Annotated in this window: 24 protein-coding genes and 1 tRNA gene; 14 read left to right on the top strand and 11 right to left on the bottom strand. The window is 60.1% G+C overall.

The genetic code is table 11. From position 1 onward, the window contains the following. Window positions 1-27 precede the first annotated feature (27 nt). Entirely contained in the window at window positions 28-579 is a 552-nt protein-coding gene (locus U1A53_RS15535; RefSeq protein ID WP_322282321.1) for a glutathione peroxidase, read from the top strand. 79 nt (window positions 580-658) lie between these two features. Here the strand turns inward: U1A53_RS15535 and U1A53_RS15530 are convergent, their stop codons facing one another. The 4 genes from U1A53_RS15530 to lgt form a co-directional block, all read right to left on the bottom strand. Beyond that, complete coding sequence (locus U1A53_RS15530) at window positions 659-1,762, bottom strand: PDZ domain-containing protein (protein WP_322282319.1); 1,104 nt, start codon at window positions 1,760-1,762, stop codon at window positions 659-661. Window positions 1,763-1,793: 31 nt separating this feature from the next. Then, window positions 1,794-2,258, bottom strand: a complete 465-nt coding sequence (locus tag U1A53_RS15525) for a hypothetical protein (RefSeq protein WP_322282317.1) — start codon at window positions 2,256-2,258, stop codon at window positions 1,794-1,796. After that, entirely contained in the window at window positions 2,255-2,830 is a 576-nt protein-coding gene (locus U1A53_RS15520; RefSeq protein WP_322282315.1) for an RNA polymerase sigma factor, read from the bottom strand. Before U1A53_RS15520 ends, U1A53_RS15525 begins: the two co-directional genes overlap by 4 nt. 69 nt (window positions 2,831-2,899) lie before the next feature. Further along, window positions 2,900-3,844, bottom strand: a complete 945-nt coding sequence (gene lgt / locus U1A53_RS15515) for a prolipoprotein diacylglyceryl transferase (protein WP_322282314.1) — start codon at window positions 3,842-3,844, stop codon at window positions 2,900-2,902. 141 nt (window positions 3,845-3,985) lie between these two features. Between lgt and U1A53_RS15510 the strand changes: the two genes are divergently transcribed. After that, window positions 3,986-6,769, top strand: a complete 2,784-nt coding sequence (locus tag U1A53_RS15510; protein WP_322282312.1) for a protein kinase — start codon at window positions 3,986-3,988, stop codon at window positions 6,767-6,769. 529 nt (window positions 6,770-7,298) lie between these two features. Further along, entirely contained in the window at window positions 7,299-7,490 is a 192-nt protein-coding gene (locus U1A53_RS15505) for a hypothetical protein (RefSeq protein ID WP_322282311.1), read from the top strand. A 42-nt stretch (window positions 7,491-7,532) separates the two neighbouring features. Here the strand turns inward: U1A53_RS15505 and U1A53_RS15500 are convergent, their stop codons facing one another. Continuing rightward, window positions 7,533-7,751 (bottom strand): hypothetical protein, encoded by a 219-nt coding sequence (locus U1A53_RS15500; protein ID WP_322282310.1) that lies wholly within the window; start codon window positions 7,749-7,751, stop codon window positions 7,533-7,535. 175 nt (window positions 7,752-7,926) lie between these two features. Between U1A53_RS15500 and U1A53_RS15495 the strand changes: the two genes are divergently transcribed. Further along, complete coding sequence (locus U1A53_RS15495; RefSeq protein ID WP_322282309.1) at window positions 7,927-8,667, top strand: dienelactone hydrolase family protein; 741 nt, start codon at window positions 7,927-7,929, stop codon at window positions 8,665-8,667. Between the two features lie 37 nt (window positions 8,668-8,704). Here U1A53_RS15495 and purH read toward each other — a convergent pair whose 3' ends face one another. From purH to U1A53_RS15475, 4 genes are all read right to left on the bottom strand, one after another. Continuing rightward, a complete protein-coding gene (purH, locus tag U1A53_RS15490) occupies window positions 8,705-10,243 on the bottom strand; it encodes a bifunctional phosphoribosylaminoimidazolecarboxamide formyltransferase/IMP cyclohydrolase (protein WP_322282308.1) in 1,539 nt (512 codons plus the stop codon). A 90-nt stretch (window positions 10,244-10,333) separates the two neighbouring features. Beyond that, complete coding sequence (locus U1A53_RS15485) at window positions 10,334-10,768, bottom strand: hypothetical protein (RefSeq protein ID WP_322282307.1); 435 nt, start codon at window positions 10,766-10,768, stop codon at window positions 10,334-10,336. Between the two features lie 112 nt (window positions 10,769-10,880). Then, entirely contained in the window at window positions 10,881-11,921 is a 1,041-nt protein-coding gene (locus tag U1A53_RS15480) for an SAM-dependent methyltransferase (protein WP_322282306.1), read from the bottom strand. A 64-nt stretch (window positions 11,922-11,985) separates the two neighbouring features. Next, complete coding sequence (locus tag U1A53_RS15475) at window positions 11,986-12,420, bottom strand: c-type cytochrome domain-containing protein (protein ID WP_322282304.1); 435 nt, start codon at window positions 12,418-12,420, stop codon at window positions 11,986-11,988. Window positions 12,421-12,579: 159 nt separating this feature from the next. On the opposite strand from U1A53_RS15475, the gene U1A53_RS15470 reads away from it, so the two are divergent. The 9 genes from U1A53_RS15470 to U1A53_RS15430 all read left to right on the top strand — a co-directional run bounded on the left by U1A53_RS15470 (window position 12,580) and on the right by U1A53_RS15430 (window position 22,991). Then, the gene (locus tag U1A53_RS15470; protein ID WP_322282302.1) at window positions 12,580-15,159 is read left to right on the top strand and encodes a DNA translocase FtsK; all 2,580 of its coding nucleotides are present in this window, start codon (window positions 12,580-12,582) and stop codon (window positions 15,157-15,159) included. Between the two features lie 40 nt (window positions 15,160-15,199). Continuing rightward, entirely contained in the window at window positions 15,200-16,189 is a 990-nt protein-coding gene (locus tag U1A53_RS15465) for a MoxR family ATPase (RefSeq protein ID WP_322282301.1), read from the top strand. A 20-nt stretch (window positions 16,190-16,209) separates the two neighbouring features. Then, a complete protein-coding gene (locus tag U1A53_RS15460; RefSeq protein ID WP_322282300.1) occupies window positions 16,210-17,121 on the top strand; it encodes a DUF58 domain-containing protein in 912 nt (303 codons plus the stop codon). Window positions 17,122-17,140: 19 nt separating this feature from the next. Continuing rightward, window positions 17,141-17,485: a DMT family protein gene (locus tag U1A53_RS15455; RefSeq protein WP_322282298.1), complete on the top strand. Its 345-nt coding sequence runs from the start codon at window positions 17,141-17,143 to the stop codon at window positions 17,483-17,485. A gap of 21 nt (window positions 17,486-17,506) precedes the next feature. Further along, entirely contained in the window at window positions 17,507-17,761 is a 255-nt protein-coding gene (locus U1A53_RS15450) for a hypothetical protein (protein ID WP_322282297.1), read from the top strand. 79 nt (window positions 17,762-17,840) lie between these two features. After that, on the top strand, window positions 17,841-18,653 hold the full coding sequence (locus tag U1A53_RS15445; RefSeq protein WP_322282296.1) for a hypothetical protein: 813 nt from the start codon (window positions 17,841-17,843) through the stop codon (window positions 18,651-18,653). 43 nt (window positions 18,654-18,696) lie between these two features. Next, entirely contained in the window at window positions 18,697-20,040 is a 1,344-nt protein-coding gene (gene xseA, locus U1A53_RS15440) for an exodeoxyribonuclease VII large subunit (protein ID WP_322282294.1), read from the top strand. Between the two features lie 40 nt (window positions 20,041-20,080). Further along, entirely contained in the window at window positions 20,081-21,517 is a 1,437-nt protein-coding gene (locus U1A53_RS15435; protein WP_322282292.1) for a DUF1501 domain-containing protein, read from the top strand. 319 nt (window positions 21,518-21,836) lie between these two features. Further along, window positions 21,837-22,991: a Fic family protein gene (locus U1A53_RS15430; protein WP_322282373.1), complete on the top strand. Its 1,155-nt coding sequence runs from the start codon at window positions 21,837-21,839 to the stop codon at window positions 22,989-22,991. On the opposite strand, the gene U1A53_RS15425 is transcribed toward U1A53_RS15430, so the two are convergent. Together U1A53_RS15425 and U1A53_RS15420 are read right to left on the bottom strand one after the other, a co-directional pair. Continuing rightward, window positions 22,942-23,016: transfer RNA gene (locus U1A53_RS15425), tRNA-Val, on the bottom strand. The genes U1A53_RS15430 and U1A53_RS15425 overlap by 50 nt on opposite strands. Window positions 23,017-23,079: 63 nt before the next feature. After that, window positions 23,080-23,799 (bottom strand): VC0807 family protein, encoded by a 720-nt coding sequence (locus tag U1A53_RS15420; RefSeq protein WP_322282291.1) that lies wholly within the window; start codon window positions 23,797-23,799, stop codon window positions 23,080-23,082. Window positions 23,800-23,963: 164 nt separating this feature from the next. Here U1A53_RS15420 and nadA point away from each other — a divergent pair, with 164 nt between their 5' ends. After that, complete coding sequence (nadA, locus tag U1A53_RS15415) at window positions 23,964-24,905, top strand: quinolinate synthase NadA (protein WP_322282290.1); 942 nt, start codon at window positions 23,964-23,966, stop codon at window positions 24,903-24,905. Window position 24,906 lies beyond the last annotated feature (1 nt).

Below are 24,906 nucleotides of genomic sequence, written 5' to 3'. Positions count from 1 at the left end.
GCGGTTCCGGGCCGTTGAAGCTATCCCATGAAACTTCTTACCCTCGCCACCACCCTCCTTGCCGCGGTCGCGCTCAGTGCCGCGGACGCCCCCAAATCTGTTTACGACGTGCCGTTGAAGGACATCGACGGCAAAGACACCTCTCTGAAGGAATATCAGGGCAAGGTGATGCTCATCGTCAACGTCGCCTCCAAATGCGGCAAGACGCCGCAGTACACGCAGCTCGAACAGCTCAATCAAGAGTTCAAAAAAGACGGCCTCGCCGTCCTCGGTTTCCCCAGCAATGACTTCGGCAAGCAGGAGCCGGGGACGAATGCGGAGATCAAGGAATTCTGCTCCACCAAGTACAAGGTGACCTTCCCGATGTTCGACAAAGTCGTCGTCAAAGGCCCGGAGCAGCATCCGCTCTATCAGGTGCTCAGCGGCCCGAAATCGCCGTTCCCGGGCGATGTGAAGTGGAACTTCGGCAAGTTCCTCGTGGGCAAGGATGGCAAGATCCTGAAGCGCTTCGAGCCCGGCGTGAAGCCAGATGCTCCTGAAGTCGTGGAAGCGATCAAATCAGCGCTCGCGGCGAAGTAATCAGATCCCGTTTCAAAAAACGAAAACGGCGACGGCTCTGTGAGCCATCGCCGTTTTTTGTGAGTCTGACGCGAAAGGCCTATGCTGAGGTGCCGCGAGCTTGGGGCCGAGGCTGGGTCGAATTGTTGCCGCCTTCACGTGGTGCAGGATTGCGAGGCGGGCCTTCACCACCGGGGCGGGCTTCGATGCGGGTGCCACTGCCTGCGCCATCCATCATGCGCAGCTTGTCGCGGAACTCTTCTGGCACGGCTTTGCGCTCTTCGTCGGTGTTCACGGGCCAGCTTTGCTCTTTGCCGCCGTTGGGCCGGACGGTGAAGGTGGTTTTGCCATCCTCACGTTTCATGGAGTATTCGCCAGCATCATCACGACGAGTCACGTTCATCGCCTCGTGGGATTCGCTGAAGTTGAAGCGATTCACGCTGCCATCACGCGGGCTTGAGCCGGGCTGGCGCTGTGTGTTTTCCCGGCGCGGATTGTGATCCGGCATGTTGAACATCGGTGCCTGGGGCATGGGCGTGCTTTTGTCTCCCTTCATCCAGTTTTGCAGGCGCTCCTGGAACTCGCGCATCTCGTTTTGGAAGCGTTCCATCTGCTCGAGCTGTTCGCCGCCCATGTCACGCATGCCGCGCTGCATCTGCTCCACCTCGCGGCCGCCAAACGGCATGCCCATCTGCGGCCAGCCGCCGAATCCATACATCGGCCGCCGCTCATTCACAGCGACCATGCGCTCGCCGAGTGTCACCGGCACCTGCGTTTCCTTGCCGCCGGTGATGACGGTGAGATTGGCGGCCTCGCCCTTCTTCTTGGAGCGCACCAGGGCCATGAGCTGCTCCATGTTCACGAGCCGCTGATCTTCGAACTTCACCAGGATGTCATGCGTCTTCAATCCAGCCGCCTGGGCTGGTGATTCCGGCATCACTTCATCCACCATGAGGCCGAAGCCCTCCGGCAGGGAGAATTGGGAGCGCAGTTCGGCGGGCACTTCACGCGTGAGCACGCCGATGTAGGCCACGGGCTTCAACTCCTCGGCTGGTGCGTTGGGGTTGCGCGTCGACTGTGGCGGGCGCGGTTTCACCTCGGCGGGGGCCGCCTCGGCCTTCTTCACTTCGTTTTTCTCCTCCTGCTGCGCTTGCAGCGGTGCGGCGCTGAGGCAGGCGATGAGGAAGCTGTGTTTGAGTTTCATGATCAGGTTGGGGTTCAGGTTTTGGGGGATGCTATTGGAAGGAGACCGGCAGCACGAGCTTCTGCTGGCGCGGGTATTCCACGGTCATCTGCGCACCGTCGCGGGGATCGATCCAGGTCTGGCGTTCGCGTGAAATGACGGTCATGTGCTGTTCTGGGAGACGTTCGGCGCTGTAATGAATGCCGTCGTTTTGCACGTCTTCCCATTCGCGAATGGTGGAAACCGGCAGCACGGCGGGCGTGGTGGCCAGCGCGGAGTTCGGCGTGGGTTGTGGCAGATAGCTCATCACCGCCACGGCTGCGGCGGCACCGAGGGATGCCCAAGTGGCCGGGGTGAGCCAGCGCGGCAGCGGGCGCGGCTTGCGGCTCGTGCCGAGCCAGCTCATGTCCAGCTTCAATTCTTCATCGACTCGATGCGTGAGGGCAGGGGAAGCTGCGGCTGGAGCAAGGCCACGCAGCAGGCTTTCGAGTTGGGGGTCATTCAGGTCGTGGTTCATGGCAGGGCCTCCTTGGGGGTGGAGAAGGGCAAAATGTTGAGGGCGGGTGTGCTGGATTCGCCGAGCAGGTCTTCTTTGAGCGGGGCAAGCTTCCGTTGCATGGCCTGCAAGGCGTAGCGGTAACGGCCGGCGATGGTGTTGATGGATTCGCCGGTCATCGCGGCGATTTCGTTGAAGGTGAGGTCGCCCCAGAGCTTGAGCGTCACGACTTCGCGCTGCTCCTGCGGCAGGTCTTGGAGCGCTTGTTGGACGATGGCGGCGATTTCTTTCTGGCCGGGCTGGGGATCAAAGCTGGGCGCGTTTTCACCAGCGACGGCGATGTCGGACTTCGCCTCCCGATTCACGCGACGGTTATCGGAACGACGTTGGTCGAGGGCGATGGTGCGGACGGCGGCGTAGAGCAGGGGGATGTGGTTGTTGTCGCCTTCCGGGAAGCGCCGCCACCAGCGCACGAAGGCCATTTGCACGACATCTTCGGCATCGGACTTCGAATCGACGAGTTGTCGCGCATACAGCACGAGCTGCGGGGCGATCTGCTCAAAGGTTCGTTTCCAGTCAAAGGCGGCTTCCATGCGGGGGCAGGTGTTCGACCAGCCTAACGCCTCCGGGTTCGTCTTTTGTGTGGCAAAACGAGGAAAAAATCAGGCCTGGGCAGGCTCTACCGGACGCTTCCCGAAGAACCAGCCATGGGCGATGAAGGCCGCCCCCACCACGATCATGAAGGTGGAGAAGAACTGGCCCTTCGTGAGCCCCAGGATCATCTCCGAGCCGCTGTCCGGCTGCCGCACGAACTCCAGCGAGATGCGGGCGATGGCATACAGGATGAAGAACAGGCCGGTGATGATGCCATGCGGCAGGCGGGGGCATTTGAGGCGGATTGCCAGCAGGATCAGTGTGAGGAACAGGCCCTCGCCGAGCGCTTCATAAAGCTGCGAGGGATGCCGTGGGTGCAAAACCGTCTCCAGCTCGGCCCGGCCACCGCGATACTGCTCAAAAAACGCTATGATGTCCGGGCTGTGCTGCACTCCTTCGGGAATCAGCCCCGGCTGGCCGCCTTGGCGGTAAAAATCCTCATGCAGCATCTCCGTGGGGAATTTCATCGCCCACGGCACATTTGTCACCCGGCCAAACAGCTCGCCATTGATGAAGTTCGCGATGCGCCCGAGGAACAACCCCAGCGGCGCGCCGCACACAAGCGTGTCACCGATGCCGGCCCAGGAAATCTTATGCTTGCGGGAATACCACAGGCAGAACAAGGCCACTCCGACGATGCCGCCGTGGCTGGCCATGCCGCCTTGATTCAGCAGGAAGAAAATCCACGGCGCGTGGATGAACTCGTCGAAGTTGTACAGCAGCATGTAGCCCAACCGGCCGCCCAGCACGACGCCGAACAGCGCCACCAGCGTGATGAAATCCGCCACCGCCTCCGGCTTGATCTCCGACAGCCCGCGTTTGGCCAAGAAGAGCATCACGCGATAGGTCAGGTAAAACCCCAGCACATACGCCAGGCCATACCAATGCACGGCGATCTTGTCCGTGATGCGGAACAGATGCGGGCTGAGATCATGCAGATAGTAGGCGAGCATGGCCGTGGAAAAGAGTCGCTGAAGATGGCGAGCCTGCCGCGTGGCGCGACGGGAAATTTGTGACGTGACAGCGGGAATCATTTTTGGATTGCCCCGCCAGGCATCGACGCTCTATCGTCAGGCTGCCAGTTGAACGATTGCATGAGCACTCCATCCGCTTCGTCCCGCACGTTCTGGGAGCCTCCATCTCCCGAGGCTTTGCAGGCGGCGATGCCTCAATATGAGGTGACGGAATTTCTCGGACGCGGCGGGATGGGGGCGGTGTACAAAGGACGGCAGATTTCCCTGGAACGCCCCGTGGCGATCAAGATCCTCTCCAAAGAGCTGGATGAGCGGGAGCAGGGATTCGCCGAACGTTTCAAGAACGAGGCGCGGGCGATGGCGAAGCTCAATCATCCGGGGATCATTGCCGTCTATGAGTTCGGTGAGACGGCGGACGGTCTTCTGTACATCGTGATGGAATACGTGGAGGGCACCGATGTCGCCCGCATGATCGCGCGCAATGAACGGCTGACGGTGGAGCACGCGCTGGCGATCACCACCTGGGTTTGTGATGCGCTTGCTTACGCGCATGCACGCGGCATCGTTCATCGCGACATCAAACCGGCCAACATCATGGTCAGCGCGGATGGAGCGGTGAAGGTGGCGGATTTTGGCCTGGCCAAAGTTCGCGGCAGCAATGGCGAGACGCTGGGGCTGACACAGAGCGGCATGGCCATGGGCACGTTGCATTACATGGCGCCTGAAGCTCTCATGCTCGGTTCGGCGGTGGATCATCGTGCCGACATCTATGCGGTGGGTGTCATGCTCTACCAGATGCTCACCGGCAAGCTGCCCCAGGGAATGTTCAAGCTGCCCTCGCGGCTCGTGCCAGGACTCGACGCACGTTTTGACGAGATCATCGCCAGAGCCATGCGCGAGGATCGCGACACTCGTCACCAAAGCGCCGCCGAGCTGCGTTCCGAACTGGACGGCATTCATACGCATCCAATGGTGAGACAGGGAGCGGGTTCGAGTCAGATGCCTTTTTCAAGGGCTCCGGAGAATGTTGTTGACTCAGCCGTGGTGGAGATGGAACCGCGAGTGTCTAAACGATCCTGGGTGGGAGGCGTGGCTGTGTTTTTAGCCGCCGGTGTGGTCTTGGCGGCCTGTTATCTGTGGCTGAACTCTTCGTCAGATTCAGGAGTGGATTCCACCACGACGATCAGCACAGTCAGCGGGTCTACAGGCCAGGATACAACTGAATCCGAAAAGCCACCGCCGACCGCAAGTCTCGGTACCGCGACCTCTCCGACCAGCGAGACTTCTGTCGCCGTTTCACCCTTTGACAGTCCTAAGCCTGTCACAGTTTTGCCGACAACGACGAGGAAAGACGCGAATGCACCAGCAACCATGGCCTCGAGGAGCGCTCCCAGCGCGATTTATAGATGGACGGACATAAATGGCAGGGTGGTCGAAGCAGCGTTCGGCGGTGTTGTTGACACCGATGTGCTGCTCAAAGCCGATGGTCGGGGTTTTCTGCAGCACTCAATGAGCAAACTGTCTGCGGAGAGCCAGGCGCTGGCGCAAAGGCTTGAGAATGAAACCAAGTCCTCCAACGCTTTGAAATCAACGGAGATGGATAATAAGAATATGGCAGCACCCACGACGGCGGTTAGCACCTCCAGCGCGACTCATGTATGGACCGATGCCAGCGGCAGAGTCATGTCGGCAGCATTCGGCGGTGTCGTTGACGGCAATGTGCTGTTCAAGGTCGGCGAGCGGAGTTTTCTGGTGGCCATGAGCAAGCTGTCCTCAGAGAGCCAGGCGCTGGCGCGCAAACTTGAGGATGGCACCGCGTTTGAGGCTCCTGGAAATCTGCCACCAAGCTACGCCAGCCGTTGTTCGCCACAGGCACGGCTGGAGCGCATTCTGCAAAACGGTGGCTCCGAGGAGGTCGAGCAGGCGGTGACGAAATCACTCGCATGGTTGAAGACGAAGCAGAACACCAATGGTTCCTGGGGCAGAAACAACAAGGCTGCCTACACCGGATTTGCGCTTCAATGTTACCTCGCTCGCTGCGAGGGAGTCGATTCGATTGGCAACGGAACCACCGTGATGAAGGGAATTCTCTATCTGATCGAAGTCGGCAGTAAGAATCCCCATGGCATTCTGTCAGACCTTTGGGAGGGGGGCAAAAACGGCTTTGGAGTCTACGAGCATGCGATTGCCACCACCGCGTTGGGTGAAGCCTGCATCTTGGAGAAGGCAGGAGGAACCAGCACGCCTGGACTGGTCGAGGCCTTCACACGGGCGGTGCAGGTCATCCTCGACAATCAAAATAAGCGCGGCTCCTGGACCTATGGCGGCAAAGAGATCGTCTATAACAATGATTCCAGCGGCGAAGATTTGTCCATTTCCAACTGGCATTTCCAGGCGTTGCGCAGCGCGCGCGACAGTGGTTTGAAACTGGCCGATCTCGATTTGTGCATCAGCCAGGCAGTGGATTACATCGCGACCAAGCAGACCCAGGACGGTGGCTTCGGAGGCAGCAATCGGGAGGCCCATTACAACCAGTGGTCGCTCTCCGGCGGTGCGATTGTCGGCCTGCAAACCTTGGCTGCGGGTGACAAAAACACCGAGATTCGCAAAGGCATTGAATTCCTGCGAAGTTTCATCGCTGCGGAGCCGCTGGACTGGAACGTGAACTGCAATCTCTACAGTTGGCGCCATTACACGGATGCCTTCTTCCTGATCGGCGGTGAAGATTGGATTTTTTACAAAAACCAGATGCTTTCGCAGATCCTCAGCGCACAGCAGTCCGATGGCTCTTTTAAACGAGGTCGTGCCAACTGGCCGGCGGGCGATGCTGCGGATGAAATTTACCGCCAGTGTCTCTGCACGCTGCAACTGGAAGTCTTCTACCGCCTCGCGCCGCGATACTGATTCGCGCCTCAAGGCTGAGGTCGTGCGGCAGGAACAGAAGGCTGATGTTCGGCGTCTGTGTTAGGAAGGGAGCGCGGGCTTGAGCCCCCAGCAGGTCGTCGAAGAAAAGAAGCGTGAAGCAATGATCGACGCGGGAACCGGGCAGCCTAGGACATGGCAGTGGACGTGGCGCTGGCGGACCTGGCCCAGGCCCCGGCGGGAAGCACGTAGCGCGTGGAGGTGTGGGAAGGCTTCACCGCTTGGAAAGCGCAGATGCGCGCGATGGCGGAATCCTCCCTGACGGCCAGGAACGACCCACGTGAACTGGAAACCTACCGCGAAGCGCTGAGGATCCTCGAAGGCTGACGAGGGGGAGAAGTGGGGCCGAACTGCGTGGCGAGCAGTGAGACAACCGGAACGAAGTGGAGATAGCCTGCCGCAGGCAGCCCGACACGAGTGTGAGGCAGTGAAGGAGGAGCGAGGCAACAGGGAAACCCTGATGCCTCGCTGGGGGTGGCGATGGGATGATCCGATGCGATGGAATGGGCGTATGAAAGCTTCCACCGAACCTCTTGTCCTGAATCGCAACCCGCATGTGGGTGATCCCCATCCACATTTGAACGACTGGCGTGCCGTGAACGTGCGCACGATCATCAACACCGACATCGAAGGCAAAATCGTGTATCTGGGCCCGGAGAAGGAACGGATGGAGGCGATGTTCATCTTGAAACCGGCGGCTTGAAGCTCGGAAATGACAGCGGATTCTCCTCGTCTTGGATGAAGACTAGCGCCTCGATGGGGGAGTATCCTTGGAGGCACTGCGGGCGAGGCACTTGCGGACGAGGCGCAGGCATTCGTCCGCGCTGGCAGGCATGGGCAGGGTGAGGGGCTGGCCGTGGACGCGGAGATGGCGCAGCTCTCCCTCCCGGCGCACCTGGGTGACCTCGATGCCGTGGGAGGCGAAGAAGCGCACGACTTCCTGATTGCTGGCGTAGCGACTCATGCTTGGAGAAAGATGGGGAGACTGGGAGAAGGGAAGGCAAAGAGCTCAGAGGGATGGAGGCGGTGGACGGTTTGATTGTCAACGGTCCACGGACGTGCTGGCCACTGAAGCGGGGCGTGCTATAGCGTGAGGGACTTTTTGTTTCCCTTCCTTTTTTGCTGAACCCTTTCTGTCCATGACGCTGCGCGAACCTGAAATCGTCGAACTCCCCACACCATCCGGCCCGATGCGCACGATGGTGCTGCGACCTGTGGCCGAAGGCCGGTTTCCGGGGCTGTTGTTTCACTCGGAGATCTTCCAACTCACCGCGCCGATCTGCCGCACGGCCGCTGCTCTGGCGGGACATGGTTTCATCGTGGCGCTGCCGGAGATCTACCATGAGTATCTGCCGGCCGGGACGGTGCTGGGTTATGACCAAGCGGGCTCGGACACGGGCAATCGGCTGAAGACGGAAAAGCCGGTGGCGGCCTATGACGCGGACAATCGTGCGGTGCTGGACTATTTGAAGAACCATGAGGCCTGCACGGGACGTCTCGGTTCCTTTGGCCCCTGCATTGGCGGGCATCTGACCTATCGCGCCGCGCTGCAACCCGACGTGGCGGCAGCGGCCTGCTTTTATCCCACCGATCTGCACAAGCGCAGTCTGGGGGCGGGCATGAACGACGATTCGCTGGCCCGTGCCGAGGAGATCACTGGCGAGTTGATGCTTGTCTTCGGCCGTCAGGATCCGCATGTGCCAGCCGAGGGCCGTGCGTTGATCTACCAGACGCTCACCGCCGCCGGAGTGAGCTTCACCTGGCATGAGTTCAATGCCGCCCATGCCTTTCTGCGCGATGAGGGCCTGCGGTATGATGCGGAACTGGCGCGGCAGGCGCTCGGACTGACGGTGGATTTCTTCCGACGCTGTCTGGGTTGAAAAAGAAGACTTAGAGATGATCTCCGAGTCTGAGATCCTAGTGCAGGAAGTGACGCACGCCGGTGAAGACCATGGCGAGCTTGCGTTCATCGGCGGCGGCGATGACTTCGGCGTCCTTCACAGAGCCGCCGGGCTGGATGGCAGCGGTGGCACCGGCTTCGGCGGCGGCGATGAGGCCGTCGGGGAAGGGGAACATGGCGTCGGAGGCGACGATGCTGCCTTTGAGTGACAGACCGGCTTCCTTGGCTTTCCAAATGGCGATGCGGCAGGAATCGACGCGGCTCATCTGACCGGCACCGATGGCGAGGGTGCGATCATGCGTGGCGAAGACGATGGCGTTGGATTTGACATGCTTCACGACACGCCAGCCGAAGCGCATGGCTTCGAGCTCGTCGCGGGTCGGTGGACGAACGGTTTTCACTTTCGTTTCGAGGTCGTCGAGACCGAGGGCGCGGAAATCGCTGTCCATGACCATGACTCCGCCGGGAGCAGAGCGGATGATCGGCTCGGCGAGCGCTTCGGCGACTCCGGGGAGCATCTGGATGAGGCGCAGGTTCTTTTTCTTCTGCAAGAGAGCACGGGCGTCGGCATCGAAGTCGGGGGCGATGATGACATCGGTGAAGATCTCGGAGATGATGCGGGCGAGGCCGAGCGTCATGCTGCGGTTCACAACGATGACGCCGCCAAAGGGAGCCTGCTTGTCGGTCTCGAAGGCTTTCTGCCAGGCTTCGCGCAGGTCTTCATCCGCACAGCCGACGCCGCAGGGATTGGTGTGCTTCAAGATGGCGACGGTGGGGCGGCGGAACTCGAGGGCGATCTCGGCGGCGGCATGGATATCGAGGACGTTGGTGTAACTGAGGTCTTTGCCGTGCAGCTTGACGAAGTAGTCGCCGAAGTTGCCGTAGAGCGAGGTCTTCTGGTGCGGGTTGTCGCCGTAGCGCAGCTCGGAATAGAGGGGCAGGGAGAGATTGAAGGTCTTCTGGGTGGTCTGCTCCTTGTTGAGGAAGGCGGCGATGGCGGAGTCGTAGCTGCCGGTGCGCTGGAAAACCTTGCAGGCGAGGCGTTCGCGGGTGCCGAGGGTGGTGTCGCCGGCGTTTTCCTTCATCTCGGCGAGCACGACCGAATAATCCGCCGGATCGGTGATCACGGTGACCCAGCGGTGATTCTTGGCCGCCGAACGCAGCATGGACGGGCCGCCGATGTCGATGTTCTCGATGGCTTCTTCGAGTGTGACGTCCTTTTTGGCAACGGTCTGCTCAAAGGGGTAAAGATTGACGACGACGAGGTCGATAACGGGAATGTCGTGCTTCTTGGCGTTGCGCTTGTCTTCGTCGTTGTCACGGCGCTGCAGCAGGCCGCCGTGGACCTTCGGGTGCAGGGTTTTGACGCGACCGTCGAACATTTCGGGGAAGCCGGTGTGATCAGAGACGTCGGTGACCTTCAAGCCGCCGTCCTTGAGGTGCTTGGACGTACCGCCGGTGGAAAGCAGCTCCACGCCGAGCGCCGCGAGGCCTTTGGCGAAGTCGAGAAGACCGGTTTTATCGGAAACAGAGAGCAGAGCACGGGCGATGGGCATGAGAGGCAAGGAAGGGAAGTTCGGGGCGCGGAGTAAAGGGAGATTTGCGGGGGTGCCAAGCGCATTCTCAGTGCGCACAAAGGGGGCCTTTCAAGGCGCAATTTTCGGCGCGTAAGGCGGATAAAATTTCCGCGCCCCGAACTCAATGTAGCGGTTCTCTCCACTTTTGAGATAAACGGAGGACTTCGTGTTTTCGAAATCCTGCGCTCGTTGATAAACGAGGTGCCTGCCGGTCGCATCGAGTGTGAGCTTGAGCATCGTGGCGTCGTCGAATTCGACCGGGTCAGCGATGCGGCGGTACAAACCTTTTTCCTGGCCGGTAAAGCGCAGATTCGGCTCGTAGCGATCATCTTTGCCGAGGGCGGTGTAGTAGTTGGTGTCGCCGAGAGCAGTGGGATACTCGGTCCACTCATAATCCGCCGGGTGCAGGTGTACGCGCCAGGCTAGGATGACCAGCGAGGTCAGCAACAGCGCCCAGCCGAACAGCAGCCGACCGGGGGTGTCGCGGAATTCATTGGCGGCCATGCGGGATGAAATCGAGCCGGAGACAACGGGCAAGCGCAGCTTTCTGCCCTCTCCTGCAAAGGTGCAAAAGACCATCCATTGCTTGCATGCGGGAATGGAGCGGCGACCGGTTTTAACCGGCACACACACAGATTTCCCGGCGGTTCGCCGCGAGTTGCGTGGCAAAGACGGGGGCGGGAGCCCAATCGCGAATGGCGTCGATGAACTCGTGCGCACGATCTTCGAGGGCGGGCGTGTTGAGTTTGATCGTGAGGATGAGCCGGCGTGCCTGAATTCCCTCTTGAATGCGTGCGATCTGCGGCAGCACCAGAGGCGGAGCGAGGTTGATGTCGCTGAGCAGCAAAGCGACTTCCTGGGGCAGGGCGGTGAGGTTGATTCGGCCCGCTGCGGTGCGCCAATGATCGAATCTGACACCTTGAGTTTTGGCCAGTTGGAGAACGCTTGGGTCCATCTCGCCTGTATCGACGCCGAGGACGTTCATCCCGCGTTGCAGGAGCGCATAGGTGGCTCCCCCTGGGGCGCAGCCGAGGTCGAGGGCGGTTTGGCCGCGCAGATCGAGTTGATCCCAGCCACGCCAGGCGAGGGCTTGTTCGAGCTTGAGCCAGGCACGCGAGGGCACGTCGCCGGGCAAGGCGATGCGTGGCAGGCCGCCGGGTTGGGTGTGAGAACTGGCTTGATGCTCATGATGGCCGAGGAAGAGCGGTTCGGCATCAGTCTCACCGACGATGACATCGAGAACCAAATCGCCAGCAACATAAGGCAGCCGGGTTTCGAGTTGGACGCCGGACTGAAGGAGGGCGCGGGTGATTTCGGCTTCGAGGGCGTCGATGCGCTGCCATTGAGCAGCTTCGATGCCGTCTTCAGGAGTGACTCGTGGAAAGACGTGAAGACGAATCGGCTTGGTGGTGAGTTTGCGGGCGTGATCGACAAGTTCGGCGATCGTTTTGCAAAGTCCGAGCGAGATGCCGCTGACGCGGGCGAAGGTGCTGAGTGTCCGTGGCGGGCTGAAGCCTGGACTGCGCACCTTCCAGGTGATGAACTGCGGTTTCATGAACGCAGGCGTGAGTTCACCGGCAAAGTGCGTGGCGATGTCACGCTTGAGCGTGGATTCAGATCCGGCGCGGCAGGTGGTGAAGCGAAAGGGAGTGTTCATGAAGGTGAAAAAAGAAAGGCGGAGCCGTGGCTCCGCCCTCCGTGGTGAGATGTGGTGCTGAAAATTACTCGACGCCTTTCCAGGCTCCGAAGCTGGCGCCTTCGGTGATCCACTTCTTGATCAGGTCCACATTCGCGGCGCTGATGCGATCTCCTTTGCCTTCAGGAGGCATGGCGAGGTCGTCGGTGTCTGGCAGGATGATGCTCTTCACGAGCCAGCTCGCATCGGGCTTGCCGGTGACGACAGTTTCATTTGGATATTCTTTGCCGCCCTTCGTGATAGCTGTGGCGCCATCGAGACGCAGGCCGCCCTTGGGTTTCTTGATCTTGCCGTTGTCTTCGTGCTCCTTCTCGTGGCACTTGAAGCAGCTTTCCTTCAGGATGGGAAGGATCTGTTTTTCAAAGTCCACTTTGCCGGCGTCCTGGGCGCTGGTACTGGAGGTGATGGATGCGCCGAGAGCAAGCACGGCGGCGAGGGTGAGGGCGAGTGTGTTTTTCATGGGTGTGGTGTGACTTGGGGGCTGATGAAGATGTTCGCGGGAATTTCGCGGTCAAGTTGCATCCCCGACCGGATCGAAGCCGATTCACAAAAGTGAGGCAAGGTAAATATTTTGGTAGCCTTAAATAATTTCGTCTGCCAGAATCCCATGATTCTTGCCATGAGCCGTGTCGCTGCTGCCGCCCGCCCTCCTCGCGCCCGATCTACGGACGAGAAGGAAAGTCCGTGGAATGATGCCTTCGGCATCCTGCTCTTGATGGTGGCGGCCATGCTGCTGCTGGCGCTGGTGTCATATGACCCGCGGGACATGCCGTCGTGGTCGTTCCTGGCGTTGTCGGAGGCTTCAGGTGAAGTGACGCACAATTTCGTGGGCCGCATGGGGGCGCTGGTGGCGGGGCACATGCTGTGGTTGATGGGTTTCGCGGCTTACCTGCTGCCGTTCAGCATGACGTGGTTTGGCGTGTGCAAACTGCACTCGAAGATGAAAATCACGCGGTCGGCGTGGCTCGGTGTGGCCGTCATGATCATCAGTGGTGCGGCGTTGCTGGAGGTGCAGAACTTGCTGAGCGAACGGGACCATTTCACGCCGCTGGGAGGTTCGGGCGGCCTCGGTTTTGTGATTGGCGGCAGCCTTTTGAAGAATCTGCTCGGCAAAGTGGGAGCGACGCTGTTGCTCGGAGTCGTTTACATGATTGGACTGTTTTTGGTCACCGGTCAGCATCCGTTGAATGCGATCCGTGGCATTCGTACTGAGCTGACCCGCTGGAAGACCGAACGTGAAGCCCAGCGACTGATCGAGGAAAAACTCGCGGAAGAAGCGGCGAACACGATTCCCGGCACGCTGACGCCTGTGCCGACCGAACTCCGCCGGAAGAAAAAAGGCGCTGAGCTGCGTGGCGACACGCCGGTGGCAACCACCATGGAACTGCCGCTCAAATTTGACCCGCCAGCACCGAAGATCATCGACTCCTCGATTCCGCGCTCGCACGAAGACAACGCGGACAAGCCGAAGCTGGCCGAAGTGTGGGAGAAAAAGCGCGCGCAGAAGATGGAACAGGCTCCGCATGGCTCGCTGGGCAATCTCACCGTGCGCTTCAAGGACTACAAACTGCCGCCGATGGACCTCCTTCAGTGGGCGGATGAAAGCAACCGTGCGCCGACGGACAAATCCGAACTGCTCGGCATCCAGGCGACCATCGTCAAAGCGTTGGCCAGTTTCGGCATCAGTGTCGAACCCGGCGACATCACCCGCGGCCCTGCGATCACACGCTACGAGGTGCGCCCCGTCGATGGCCTGCGCGTGAGCCGCATCGCGAATCTTGACGCCGACATCGCCCGCGCGACACGAGCCGAGCGCATCAACATCCTCGCTCCGATTCCCGGCAAAGACACGGTGGGCATCGAACTCGCTAACAAGGAGAAGATCATCGTGCCGTTGCGCGAGTTGCTGGAGGACGATGTCTTCGTCAACGGCAAGTCCAAGCTTCCCGTCGCTCTCGGCAAGGACGTGTATGGCAAGACGATTATCGGCGACCTCGCGGCGATGCCGCACCTGCTCGTCGCGGGTGCAACTGGCTCCGGTAAATCGGTCTGCATCAACAGCATCATCACCAGTTTGTTGTGCCGTTTTGCTCCCGATGAGCTGCGCTTCATTATGATCGATCCAAAGGTCGTGGAAATGCAGAACTACGAGGAGCTGCCACACCTTGCCCTGCCTGTCGTGACTGATCCGAAGAAAGCCCTTCTCGCGCTGCGCTGGGTGGTGAAGGAGATGGAGAACCGCTATCAAATCTTCGCGCAGGAAGGCTGCCGCAACTTTGAAGCCTTCAACAACCGCAATCGCAAGCGCAAGGCTGAGGCAGATGCTGCCCGTGCCGCGCGCAACGCTGCTGGAACACCACCGATCAAAGCCGGTGTCGATGATGCCCGCGTCTCCGCTGCCTTTGCTGAAGAAGCCGCCGCTCCGAAAACGGCCCAAGTCGGCACCGTGGACGGCGATACTGAGATGCGCGATGCAAGCGGCACCTGGCTTGGCGATTCCCAGCCGCCACCGCCACGCAAGCAGGAGGTCATTATTCCCGACACGATGCCCTACATCGTCGTCATCGTCGATGAGCTGGCTGATTTGATGCAGACCGCGCCAGCGGACATCGAAGTCGCCATTGCGCGCATCACGCAGATGGCGCGTGCGGCAGGCATTCATCTCATCGTCGCCACACAGACGCCGCGCGCGGATGTCATCACCGGTGTCATCAAGGCCAACATTCCCACCCGCATCGCCTTCCAGGTCTCTTCCGCGCTCGACAGCCGCGTCATCCTCGACCGCAAAGGCGCGGAGAACCTCGTTGGCAAAGGGGACATGCTTTACGTCCCGCCCGGCGGTGCGCAGCCGGTGCGCAGCCAGGGTGCACTCGTCACCGACGATGAAATTCACGCGCTCGTGAGCCACTGCGTCGCGCAGGGCAAACCGGTTTTCGATGTCAAAGTCGATGACGAAAGCGGTGCGTTTGGCGATGAGGAAGGTGATGAAGATGGTGTCAGCGCCGAAGAACAGGAATGTTTGGAGAAATGCCTCGAAGTCATCCGTCAGGAGAAAAAAGCCAGCACCAGCCTGCTGCAGCGCCGTCTGCGCCTCGGCTACGGTCGCGCCGCCCGCATGATCGACCTCCTCGAAGACCGCGGCATCATCGGCCCTGGTGAAGGTGCGAAGCCACGTGAGATTCTGGTCCAGATGGACTAACGAGCCTTGCGCAAAGCGAGCCGCTGGCGAGAATCGCGCCATGCCCGACCACGCCGTATTCCGCACCCTGTTCACTGACCTCAAGGCCGAGATGCAAAAAGCCATCGTCGGTTACGATGAACTGCTCAGCGACGTGCTGGTGGCCATTTTCTCTGGCGGGCATGTGCTGCTCGAAGGCGTTCCAGGTCTCGGCAAAACCTACCTCGTGCGCACGCTGTCGCAGGTTGTGGGTTTGGAGCCGGGCCGGGTGCAATGCACACCGGATTTGATGCCTGCGGACATTCTTGGCACGCACATCGTCGGTGAAGACGAAAAAGGCCACCGCACGCTGCGCTATGAAAAAGGCCCTGTGTTCAAGAACCTGCTGCTGGTCGATGAAATCAACCGCGCCACACCGAAAACGCAGGCCGCGCTGCTCGAAGTCATGCAGGAACGCTGCGTGACGACTGGTGGCGAGCGGCACCTCGTGCCGGAACCTTTTTTAGTGCTCGCCACACAGAACCCGATGGAAATGGAGGGCACCTATCCGCTGCCAGAGGCGCAACTCGACCGTTTCATGTTCAAGATCAAGGTGCCGTTTCCCGATCTCGACTCGCTCGTCGAAATCTCCCGCCGCACCACCGGTTTCACCGAGCCGAAGCTCGCGAACATGACCAACGGCCCGCAGTTGATGGAACTGCAGCAGAAGCTCTCACAGATGCCCGTCGCTGATCCCGTCGCGCACTACGCCTCACGCCTTATCCTCAGCAGTCATCCCGAACAGCCCGATGCCTTGCCTGACGTGAAACGTTACGTCAGTTACGGAGCCAGCCCGCGTGGTTTGCAGGCCCTCATTCGCGGTGCCCGTGTCTGGGCCGCCATCCAAGGAGCCACCGCCGTCTCCACCGACGACATCCGCGCCATCGCCCACGTTTCGCTGCGCCATCGCATCATCCTGAACTTCGAAGGCGAGGCCGGGCAGATCAAAGTGGACGACATCATCACCAAGCTGCTCGATCAGGTCAAAACGCCAGCGCAGCAGGCCGCGTAACCTTGGTGCCATCCGCTCGAATGCCCGAAACCCTCGAACGCGAAGACCTTTTCGACGCCGCCTTTCTGGACCGGCTGCGCGTTCTGGCGTTGCGCTTGCGCAAACGACGGCAGTTGATGAGGCGTGGGTCACAATCGACTCCGGCGACGGGCTTCACGCGTGAGTTCAAGGACTACCGCCACTACACGCCGCGTGAAGACTATCGCGCCATCGACTGGCGCCTCTATGCGCGGCTCAACAAGCTCTTCGTGCGTCTTTACGAGGAAACACAGGAGCTGAACCTGCACATCCTGCTCGATACCAGCACCTCGATGTCGCAGCCCTTTCCTGAGAAGCGGCGGCAGGCGCTCCGCTTCGCTGTGGCGCTGGCTTATCTGGCCCTCAGCGCCCAGCAGCGGGTGAGCGTTTACTCGATGAGTGACACGGTGCATCAAGAACTGCCGCCGCTGCGCGGGCAGGGGAACATCGAGAAGGTCATCCAGGCGGTGACGAAACTGAAGTTCGACGGTCTGACGAACATGAAGCGCTGCTTTGAAGAGTTCAGGCCCAGCAAGCAGCGCTACGGCATCATCTTCGTCATCAGCGACTTTTTCGGTCACGAAATCGGCAGTGCCACCGAGGCGGTTGCCCGCGTTTCTGCCTGGCCCGGGGAGAATCATTTCCTCCAGATCGTCCATCCTGAGGAGCGCCAGCCTGAGTTGGAGGGCGAACTCGAACTCACCGAGGTCGAAACCGGTGAACGCCGCCGGTTCTGGCTCACCCGCAAAGATGTGCAGCGCTATGTCGAAACCTTCGACGCCTTCGCCGAAAACCTCTCCCGCGAGTGTGCCAGCCATCGCATTGATTTCCTCCAGGTGACCAGCGATGAAGCCTTCGAGGAGCGCTTCCTCGACCTGCTAGTTCGTGGCTCGGCCCTGGCGGGTGGCGTGTGAAAACCTCTCTCATTCACCCATGAACTGGCCTGTGATCAAAGCTGTCGGACTGCTGGTGGCGTCGAACGTTTTCATGACCTTCGCGTGGTATGCGCATCTGAAGGACATGAAGGCGAAGCCGTGGTTTATCGCCGCTTTCATCAGTTGGGGCATCGCCTTCTTTGAATACATGCTGCAAGTGCCTGCCAACCGCATCGGCAGCACGGCGCTAAGCCTGCCTCAGCTCAAGATCATTCAGGAGGTCATCACGCTGATGGTTTTCGTGCCGTTCGTGCTGTTCTATATGAAGCAGCCGCTGAAGTGGGACTATCTCTGGGCCGCTCTCTGCATGTGCGGGGCGGTGTACTTCATGTTTCGCAAATGAACACACGCTGGGAGGACTTTTATGCCGCTGAATGAAGGCGTTGGATGTCTGGCTGTCTTGTTGAAGTTCCTTGTGGAGCTTATTGGAGGTTTGGCCGAGGGATTGCTGGAGAGCGCCTTTGTGGATTTTCTTGGCTGGATTGGAGCCTGGACAGAGCGCATCGTTACCTTGGGTCGAAGCAAGCCTGATCCTGAATCTTGGTTCTGCATTGCGATAGGGTTTGTGGTCGTGATTTTGACTGTGACGCTGATGGTCTGGTGGGCCTTCAAAGGCTGAGATCGGGGGCGACTTGTTCACATATTCACATTTTGGATTGTGAAGATGTTTAACAAAGGTTAAATAACTCAGTATTCCCATGTCCACCGCAAACCTGCGCCGACACCTCCATGAGACCCGCAATCGCCCTGCCGGCATCAACAACCGGCGTGACGTGCATCGGGACCGTTTCCTCCTTCTCACGAAGCGTTGGATCGGTGGCGCATTGCTGGCTCCGGCCTGTCTGGTGACGGCGATCACCCTGATCCTGATGCTCTGGCGTGCGGTGACGCGCATGGGTTTCCTGAAGTCCGAGGAATTTGTCTTTTTCACCTTCGGCGGGGTTTTGTGGGGTCTGGCCTATCTGGCCGGCCTGCGACCGGTGACGGCCTACGTTTTTGGCCATGAGTTCAGCCATCTCGTCACCGCTCGTATGTTTGGCGGACGCATCTTCGACTGGAAAGTCAGCGCGGCGGGTGGTTACGTCGAGACGGACAAGTCGAACACCTGGATCACGCTGGCCCCTTATTTGATCCCATTCTACACGCTCATCATCATGATTGTCTTCGGCATCGCCGGGCTGGCGCTGGACATGCAGGAAGCGCACGCGGTCTCGCTCTGGAAATGGACGGTGCATCTGAAGCCGACACGTTTTCTTTACGCCTTGGTCGGCCTGACGTGGTTTTTTCACGCTACCTACACGGTCAAAACGGTGCTCGCCGAGCAGGGGGACCTCAAACGCAACGGCGAGTTCTTCTCGATGATGCTCATTTTCCTCATCAACGCCTTCCTGCTCATCGCTCTGTTTCTCGCCGCATCGCCATCGCCAGGACTTGGCATCGCGGAGGTGGCACGCTGCTGGTGGTCGGTGGCCTCGGGTGTGGTGGGCTGGTTGTGGCACTTGGTCGTGTGACGCGGCTGGACTTTGCCAGCATCTGCGCCAAATGACGCGCATCATGCCCGAAGACAGCGAAGTCCTCTCCGTCACCCAGCTCACGCGCGAGATTCGCGAGGTGCTGGAGGGCCACATCGGCAGTGTCTGGGTCGAGGGTGAGATCAGCAACCACCGCCTGCAATCTTCCGGCCATCAATACTTCACGCTGAAGGACGCCGGCGCGCAGCTCTCGTGCGTTTTTTTTCGTGGGGCCGCCGCCCGCAGCACCACACGCCTGCAAGACGGCGCCCTCGTGCAGGTGCATGGCGAGATCAGCGTTTATGAGACACGCGGCCAGTATCAGATGGTCGTCAAGCAGGTGCAGGCGAAGGGCAAAGGCTCGCTCCAGGAGCGCTTCGAAGCTCTGAAGCGCCAACTGCATGCCGAGGGACTCTTTGATGAAGAAAACAAACGTCCCATCCCGCGCTTCCCGCGTGTCGTGGCGCTCGTCACCTCGCCCACCGGAGCGGCGATCCAGGACATGTTGAACATCCTCACGCGCCGGGCGCCATGGGTGCGTGTGCTCGTGTTTCCTGTGCGTGTGCAAGGGCAGGGGGCCGAATTGGAGATCGTCCGCGCTCTCAAAGTGCTCGGTGATGCCGAAAATTTCGGCCTGCCTGTGCCGGACACGATCGTCGTGGGCCGTGGTGGTGGCAGTTTGGAAGACCTATGGTGCTTCAACGAAGAAGTGCTCGCCCGCGCCATCGCGGCATGTCCCATTCCGATCATCTCTGCTGTCGGACATGAGATCGACTTTACCATCGCCGATTTCGTCGCCGATCTGCGTGCTCCGACGCCCAGCGCCGCCGCTGAATTGCTCGCTCCCGACAGCGCCGAGTTGCAGCGGCACTTTGAAAGCATCGCCCGCACGCTGAAAGCCCGAGTCGGCACGCTGCTTGATCATCATCAGCATATCATCGACCTCACCGCCAAAGGCCCGCTGCTCCATGCGCCGGAGCGTTTGCTCCAGCAGGCCGAGCAAAGCATCGACGATCACGAATCCCGTCTGCGCGACGCTGTGCGCGAGCAGTTGCAGGTGTGGACCGATGATCTCACGCAGAAGCAGCACGTTCTCACCGCGCATCATCCTCGCGTGCAACTCAGCGAGGCCGTGCATCGCGCTGAAACCTGTGCCCAGCGGCTGCGTCAAAGCCTGCTGCATCGTCTCGACCGCCTTTCCGACCGCGTGCAATCGCGTCACGAACTCATGCAGCACATCGGCCCTGATGCCGTCCTCGCCCGCGGCTTCTCCTACACCACGAATGCGGATGGATGCGTGCTCAAAGACGCTGCCGACGTTCATGCAGGCGATGAACTGCTCACGCGTCTCGCCAACGGCACCGTGCGCAGCGTGGCGAAGGCCTAGTGGGAAGAATGTGTGCCTTTTGCCCGTAGGTTAGAGCATCATGCTGCACACCCGCCGCTCCATCCTCAACCGTTCCTGCTACGGCATCGGTGGCATCGCTTTGGCCACGCTGCTGAAGGAGCAAAACCTCCTCGCCACCAGCGAGCAGGCGGCGACCCGTCATTTCGATCTCAAACCGAAAGCTCCGCATGGATTTGGGCAGGCGAAGGCGATGATCTCGATGTTCATGCAGGGCGGGCCGAGCCACATGGATCTGTTTGATCCCAAGCCCGAACTCACCCGTCTCGATGGCAAGGATTTCCCCGGCGAAGTCAAATACGACGATGCCGCCGGAGCCAGTCGCGAGTGCATGGGCAGTCCGTGGCAGTTCAAGAAACACGGCCAGTGCGGCATGGATGTCAGCGAACTGCTGCCGCACTTCTCACGCATCACCGATGACGTCACGCTCATCCGCTCGATGCACACTGGCGTAAACAATCACGGCCAGTCCATCTACGCCTTGCTCAACGGCCAGGTCACCGGCGGCAGACCCACGCTCGGCAGTTGGTTCACGTACGGCCTTGGCTCTGAAAATCAGGATCTTCCCGCCTACGTCGCCCTCACCGATCCTCGCGGCCTGCCCGTGCTCGGCGTGGACAACTGGAGCAACGGTTGGTTGCCCTCGCTGTATCAAGGCACTGTCATTCGGCCCAAAGAGCCGCGCATTCCGAATCTCGACGCCCCGCTGAGTCTCAAAGGCGATGCCCAGGCGCGCTACCTCAACTTCGTCCAACGCCTCAACCGCGAGCACCTTGAAGCACGTCCTGGCGAGGCCGATCTCGAAGCTCGCATTCAGAGTTTTGAACTTGCCGCCCGCATGCAGACCGCCGCCAAAGAGGCGCTGAACATTGATCAGGAAAGCGCCGCCACCAAGAAGCTCTACGGTCTCGACAATCCCGCTGCCGCCGAGTTCGGCACGCGCTGTTTGATTGCGCGTCGGCTCGTCGAGCGCGGCGTGCGCTGCGTCTCGCTGTTCACCGGCAATCAAACCTGGGATCACCACAACAACATCTCCACCTCGTTGCCCGCCGCTTGCTTGTATGTCGATCAAGGCGCAGCCGCGCTCGTCACCGATCTCAAGCAGCGCGGCCTGCTCGACACCACCATCGTTCACTGGGGTGGTGAAATGGGTCGTTTGCCGGTCATTCAAAACCGCGCTGGTGCCAAGGATCGCAAGTCCGTCGGCCGCGATCACAACACCTACGGCTTCAGCATGTGGGTGGCCGGCGGCGGCTTCAAAGCCGGCCACATGCACGGTGAGACTGACGAGTTCGGCCACCATGCCGTCAAAGACGTGGTCAACCACTACGACTACCACGCCACGCTGCTCCACCTCTTCGGCCTTGATGCCAAAAAGCTCAGCTACAAGCGCAACGGCACCGAACAGGTGCTCGTGGAGAATCCGCAGGCGCGTGTGGTGAGCGAGATTCTGGCGTGACGGTTAGTGTGGTGAGTGATGCAGGCGTTGAAGGGACGAAATCACCGTCCAAAGCTCCGGCCTTCAGGTGAGATGGCTCGCGGGGGTGAGCGGAGCCGAGGGCGTTACGGGATACCTCCCGTTGGAAGGGGTAGCGGCCCACGAAGTAGTCGCGAAGGGAAGACTTTTCCCACCAAAGCCGGAGGATTTAAATGGATAGGAAAACGCTAAACAGACGGCACTTGCGGGGAAAATCCGCTTTAATCACCGCACAAAGCGCGGGGAATGATTGCGCCTGCGGGGAATCTGCGGCATAATCACCGCAAAACGAGCGGAGAATATGGAATACATCCACGAACAGCCTGACTGGCCAAAACTGCACTGGAACGAAGCCAAACTTTCTCCCTTGCTGGCTGACGTACGGCATCGCCAAGGGCGGCTACTGGGCCGGATGGAAGGACTCGGCTTTCGCCTGCGCACAGAAGCGCAGCTTACCACGCTGACATCGGATGTGGTGAAATCGAGCGCGATTGAAGGCGAAAAGCTCAATGCTGAGGAAGTGCGATCCTCCATCGCCCGCCGCCTCGGACTGGAATACGCGGGCACGGCCATTCCCAGCCGTGACGTGGAGGGCATCGTCGAGATGATGCTCGACGCCACGCAAAACTATGCGCAACCGCTCACGAGTGAGCGACTGTTTGGCTGGCACGCGGCCTTGTTTCCCACGGGGCGGAGCGGCATGCACCGCATCACCGTGGGTGCCTGGCGTCCGGTTGAGGCTGGGGCCATGCAGGTTGTATCCGGTCCCATCGGACGGGAAAACGTTCACTTCGTTGCACCATCTGCCGGAAAGCTGGAAGGCGAAATGCAATCCTTCCTCGATTGGTTTGAAGCGCGGATCAGTATCGATCCCGTGCTCAAGTCTGGCGTGGCACATCTTTGGTTTGTCACCATTCATCCGTTTGAAGACGGCAATGGCCGCATCGGTCGAGCCATCGCCGATCTCGCGCTCGCACGAGCCGACGGAGCAGCGGAACGCTTTTACAGCATGTCCACGCAGATCGAAGCCGAGCGAAAGGAATACTATCTCCAGCTCGAACGCACTCAACGCGGCACGCTCGATGTCACGGGCTGGCTGGAATGGTTTCTCGGCTGCCTGGGTCGTGCGATTGAGCGCGCCGACGAGGCGCTCTCCGGTGTCATGCACAAAGCGCGGGCATGGGAGAAGATCAACGCGGAGCCGCTGAACGAAAGACAGCGCCAGGTGATCAACCGCCTGTTGGATGGATTCGAAGGCAAGCTCACGACCTCCAAATACGCCAAGCTCGCCAAGTGCTCGGAAGACACGTCACTACGGGACATCAAGATGCTCGTGGAGCGTGGCGTGCTGGCGAAAAATGGAGCCGGTGGCAGGAGTACAAGCTACAGCTTGTTTGAAGGGGAGATGGTGCGCGATACAGGGTTCGAACCTGTGACCCCTACCATGTCAAGGTAATGCTCTACCACTGAGCTAATCGCGCGATTCCGGGGCGCAGTGTATAAATGACCTGTGCCGGTTCGGCAAACGGTTTTTGCCCGCTGATTTAGCCGTTGTTCACCTGCTTTCGCACGGTGGTGCCTTGATTCATCAAATCATCGCGTTCCAAGCCGGTGAGGCGGGTGATGGCACGCAGCAGCCAGAGCAGTAGCGCCAGCGTCACGCCCATGAGGGGAATGCCGATGACCAAGAAACCGCTCCAGTTCAGGCGGCCAATGGCCTTGGCGTATTCCTGGCTGCCGGGTGCTTTGTCGCCGAGCAGATAGAGCGCTAGGATGAAATTCGCCACGGCGGAGAAGAGCATCGTGCCAGCCATGCCCCAGGAGGCGCGTTTGAGCAGCACGGCAAAGTCGTGATGTTTCTCCGGCGTGTCGAGCGCCTGATGCAGCACGGGTTGATTGATGACCTGCGGATTGAGCAGCATCTCGCTGACGAGAGGTTTGCCCCAGCGATGGCTGAGCGGGAAAGCGATGCCGAGGAAGATGGGGAACATGGCCTCCTTGGCTGCGAACCAAGTCGCATTGAGCTGGAGCAGCCCCAGACCGCCGGTGACGATGACGGCGATCAAGCCGAGCACGGAGAAGAAGTTCAATCCTCGCTTGTTGATGAAGCACCAGATGCCATATCCCAGTGGCAGCAACAGCGCGACAACCAGCGCCCAAGCCGGGCCGAGACGATCCGGTGCGCTGAGCTTCTCCAGCGCGATAGAGGGCAGAATGACGGTCAGAGCGAGATCAAGGAGTGGGTGGGGCTGTTTTTGGGTCACGCTATGACTTTGGAATGCCGAATGAAGAATGTCGAATCCGTTCTCCGTAGCAAGACTGCGAAGGATGAATGACGAATGGTACACCACTGCTTGACCTTTTGACCAATTCTTGACTCCTTGACCGCTCCTCTTGCTTCCGCTCCCGTCTGTTTTACTCCTTTACCATGGTCGCCACCGCCGCCCCCAGCCTCGTCGAAGAAATCCGCCGCTTGAAAAAGGAACGCAACGCCGTGATCCTGGCGCATAATTACCAAGATCGCGCCATTCAGGAGATCGCCGACTATGTGGGCGACTCACTCGGCCTGGCCTACAAGGCCAAGGAGACCGAAGCGGATGTGATCGTCTTCTGTGGCGTGCATTTCATGGCGGAGACGGCCAAGATCGTGAATCCGGGCAAGATCGTGGTGCTGCCGGATGCGAATGCCGGCTGCTCACTGGAGCAAAGCTGCCCCGGACCGCAGCTTGAGGCTTTCTTGAAGGCGAACGCGGCCAAAAACTACTACGTCATCGCCTACATCAACTGCAGCGGCCATGTGAAGGCGCTGAGCGACTGCATCTGCACCAGCGGCAATGCCGACAAGATCGTCGCCGCCGCGCCGAAGGATCGCCCAATCCTCTTCGTGCCGGATCAAAACCTCGGCTCGTGGGTCATGGAACGCACGGGTCGCAAAATGGATCTCTGGAAGGGCGCGTGCTATGTTCACGTCGAGTTCACTCGCGACAGCATTCAAAAGATCAAAGACGAATACCCGGACGCCAAGGTCGTCGCGCATCCCGAATGCACGTATGCGGTGCGCATGCTGGCCGATGAGGTGTGCAGCACGGAAAAAATGGTCGGTTATTGCCGCAACAGCCCGGCCAGCGCCTTCATCATCGTCACAGAAAGCGGCATGCTGCATCGCCTGGAACGCGAAGTGCCGGGCAAGACTTTCATTCCTGGTCCCACCGGCCACTGCGCCTGCGCCGACTGCCGCTACATGAAGCTCAACACGCTGCAAAAGCTCCACGACTGCCTGCGTGATCTCACTCCGCGTGTCGAGATGCCTGAAGACCTGCGTCAGCGTGCTGAGAAGCCGATCCTGCGGATGCTGGAGCTTAGCCGGTGAT

The organism is Prosthecobacter sp., assembly GCF_034366625.1.
In the GTDB taxonomy this organism is placed as follows: Bacteria; Verrucomicrobiota; Verrucomicrobiia; order Verrucomicrobiales; family Verrucomicrobiaceae; genus Prosthecobacter.
The sequence above is the reverse complement of the archived record's forward strand: the minus strand, read 5'-3'. Positions and strand labels throughout refer to the sequence as shown.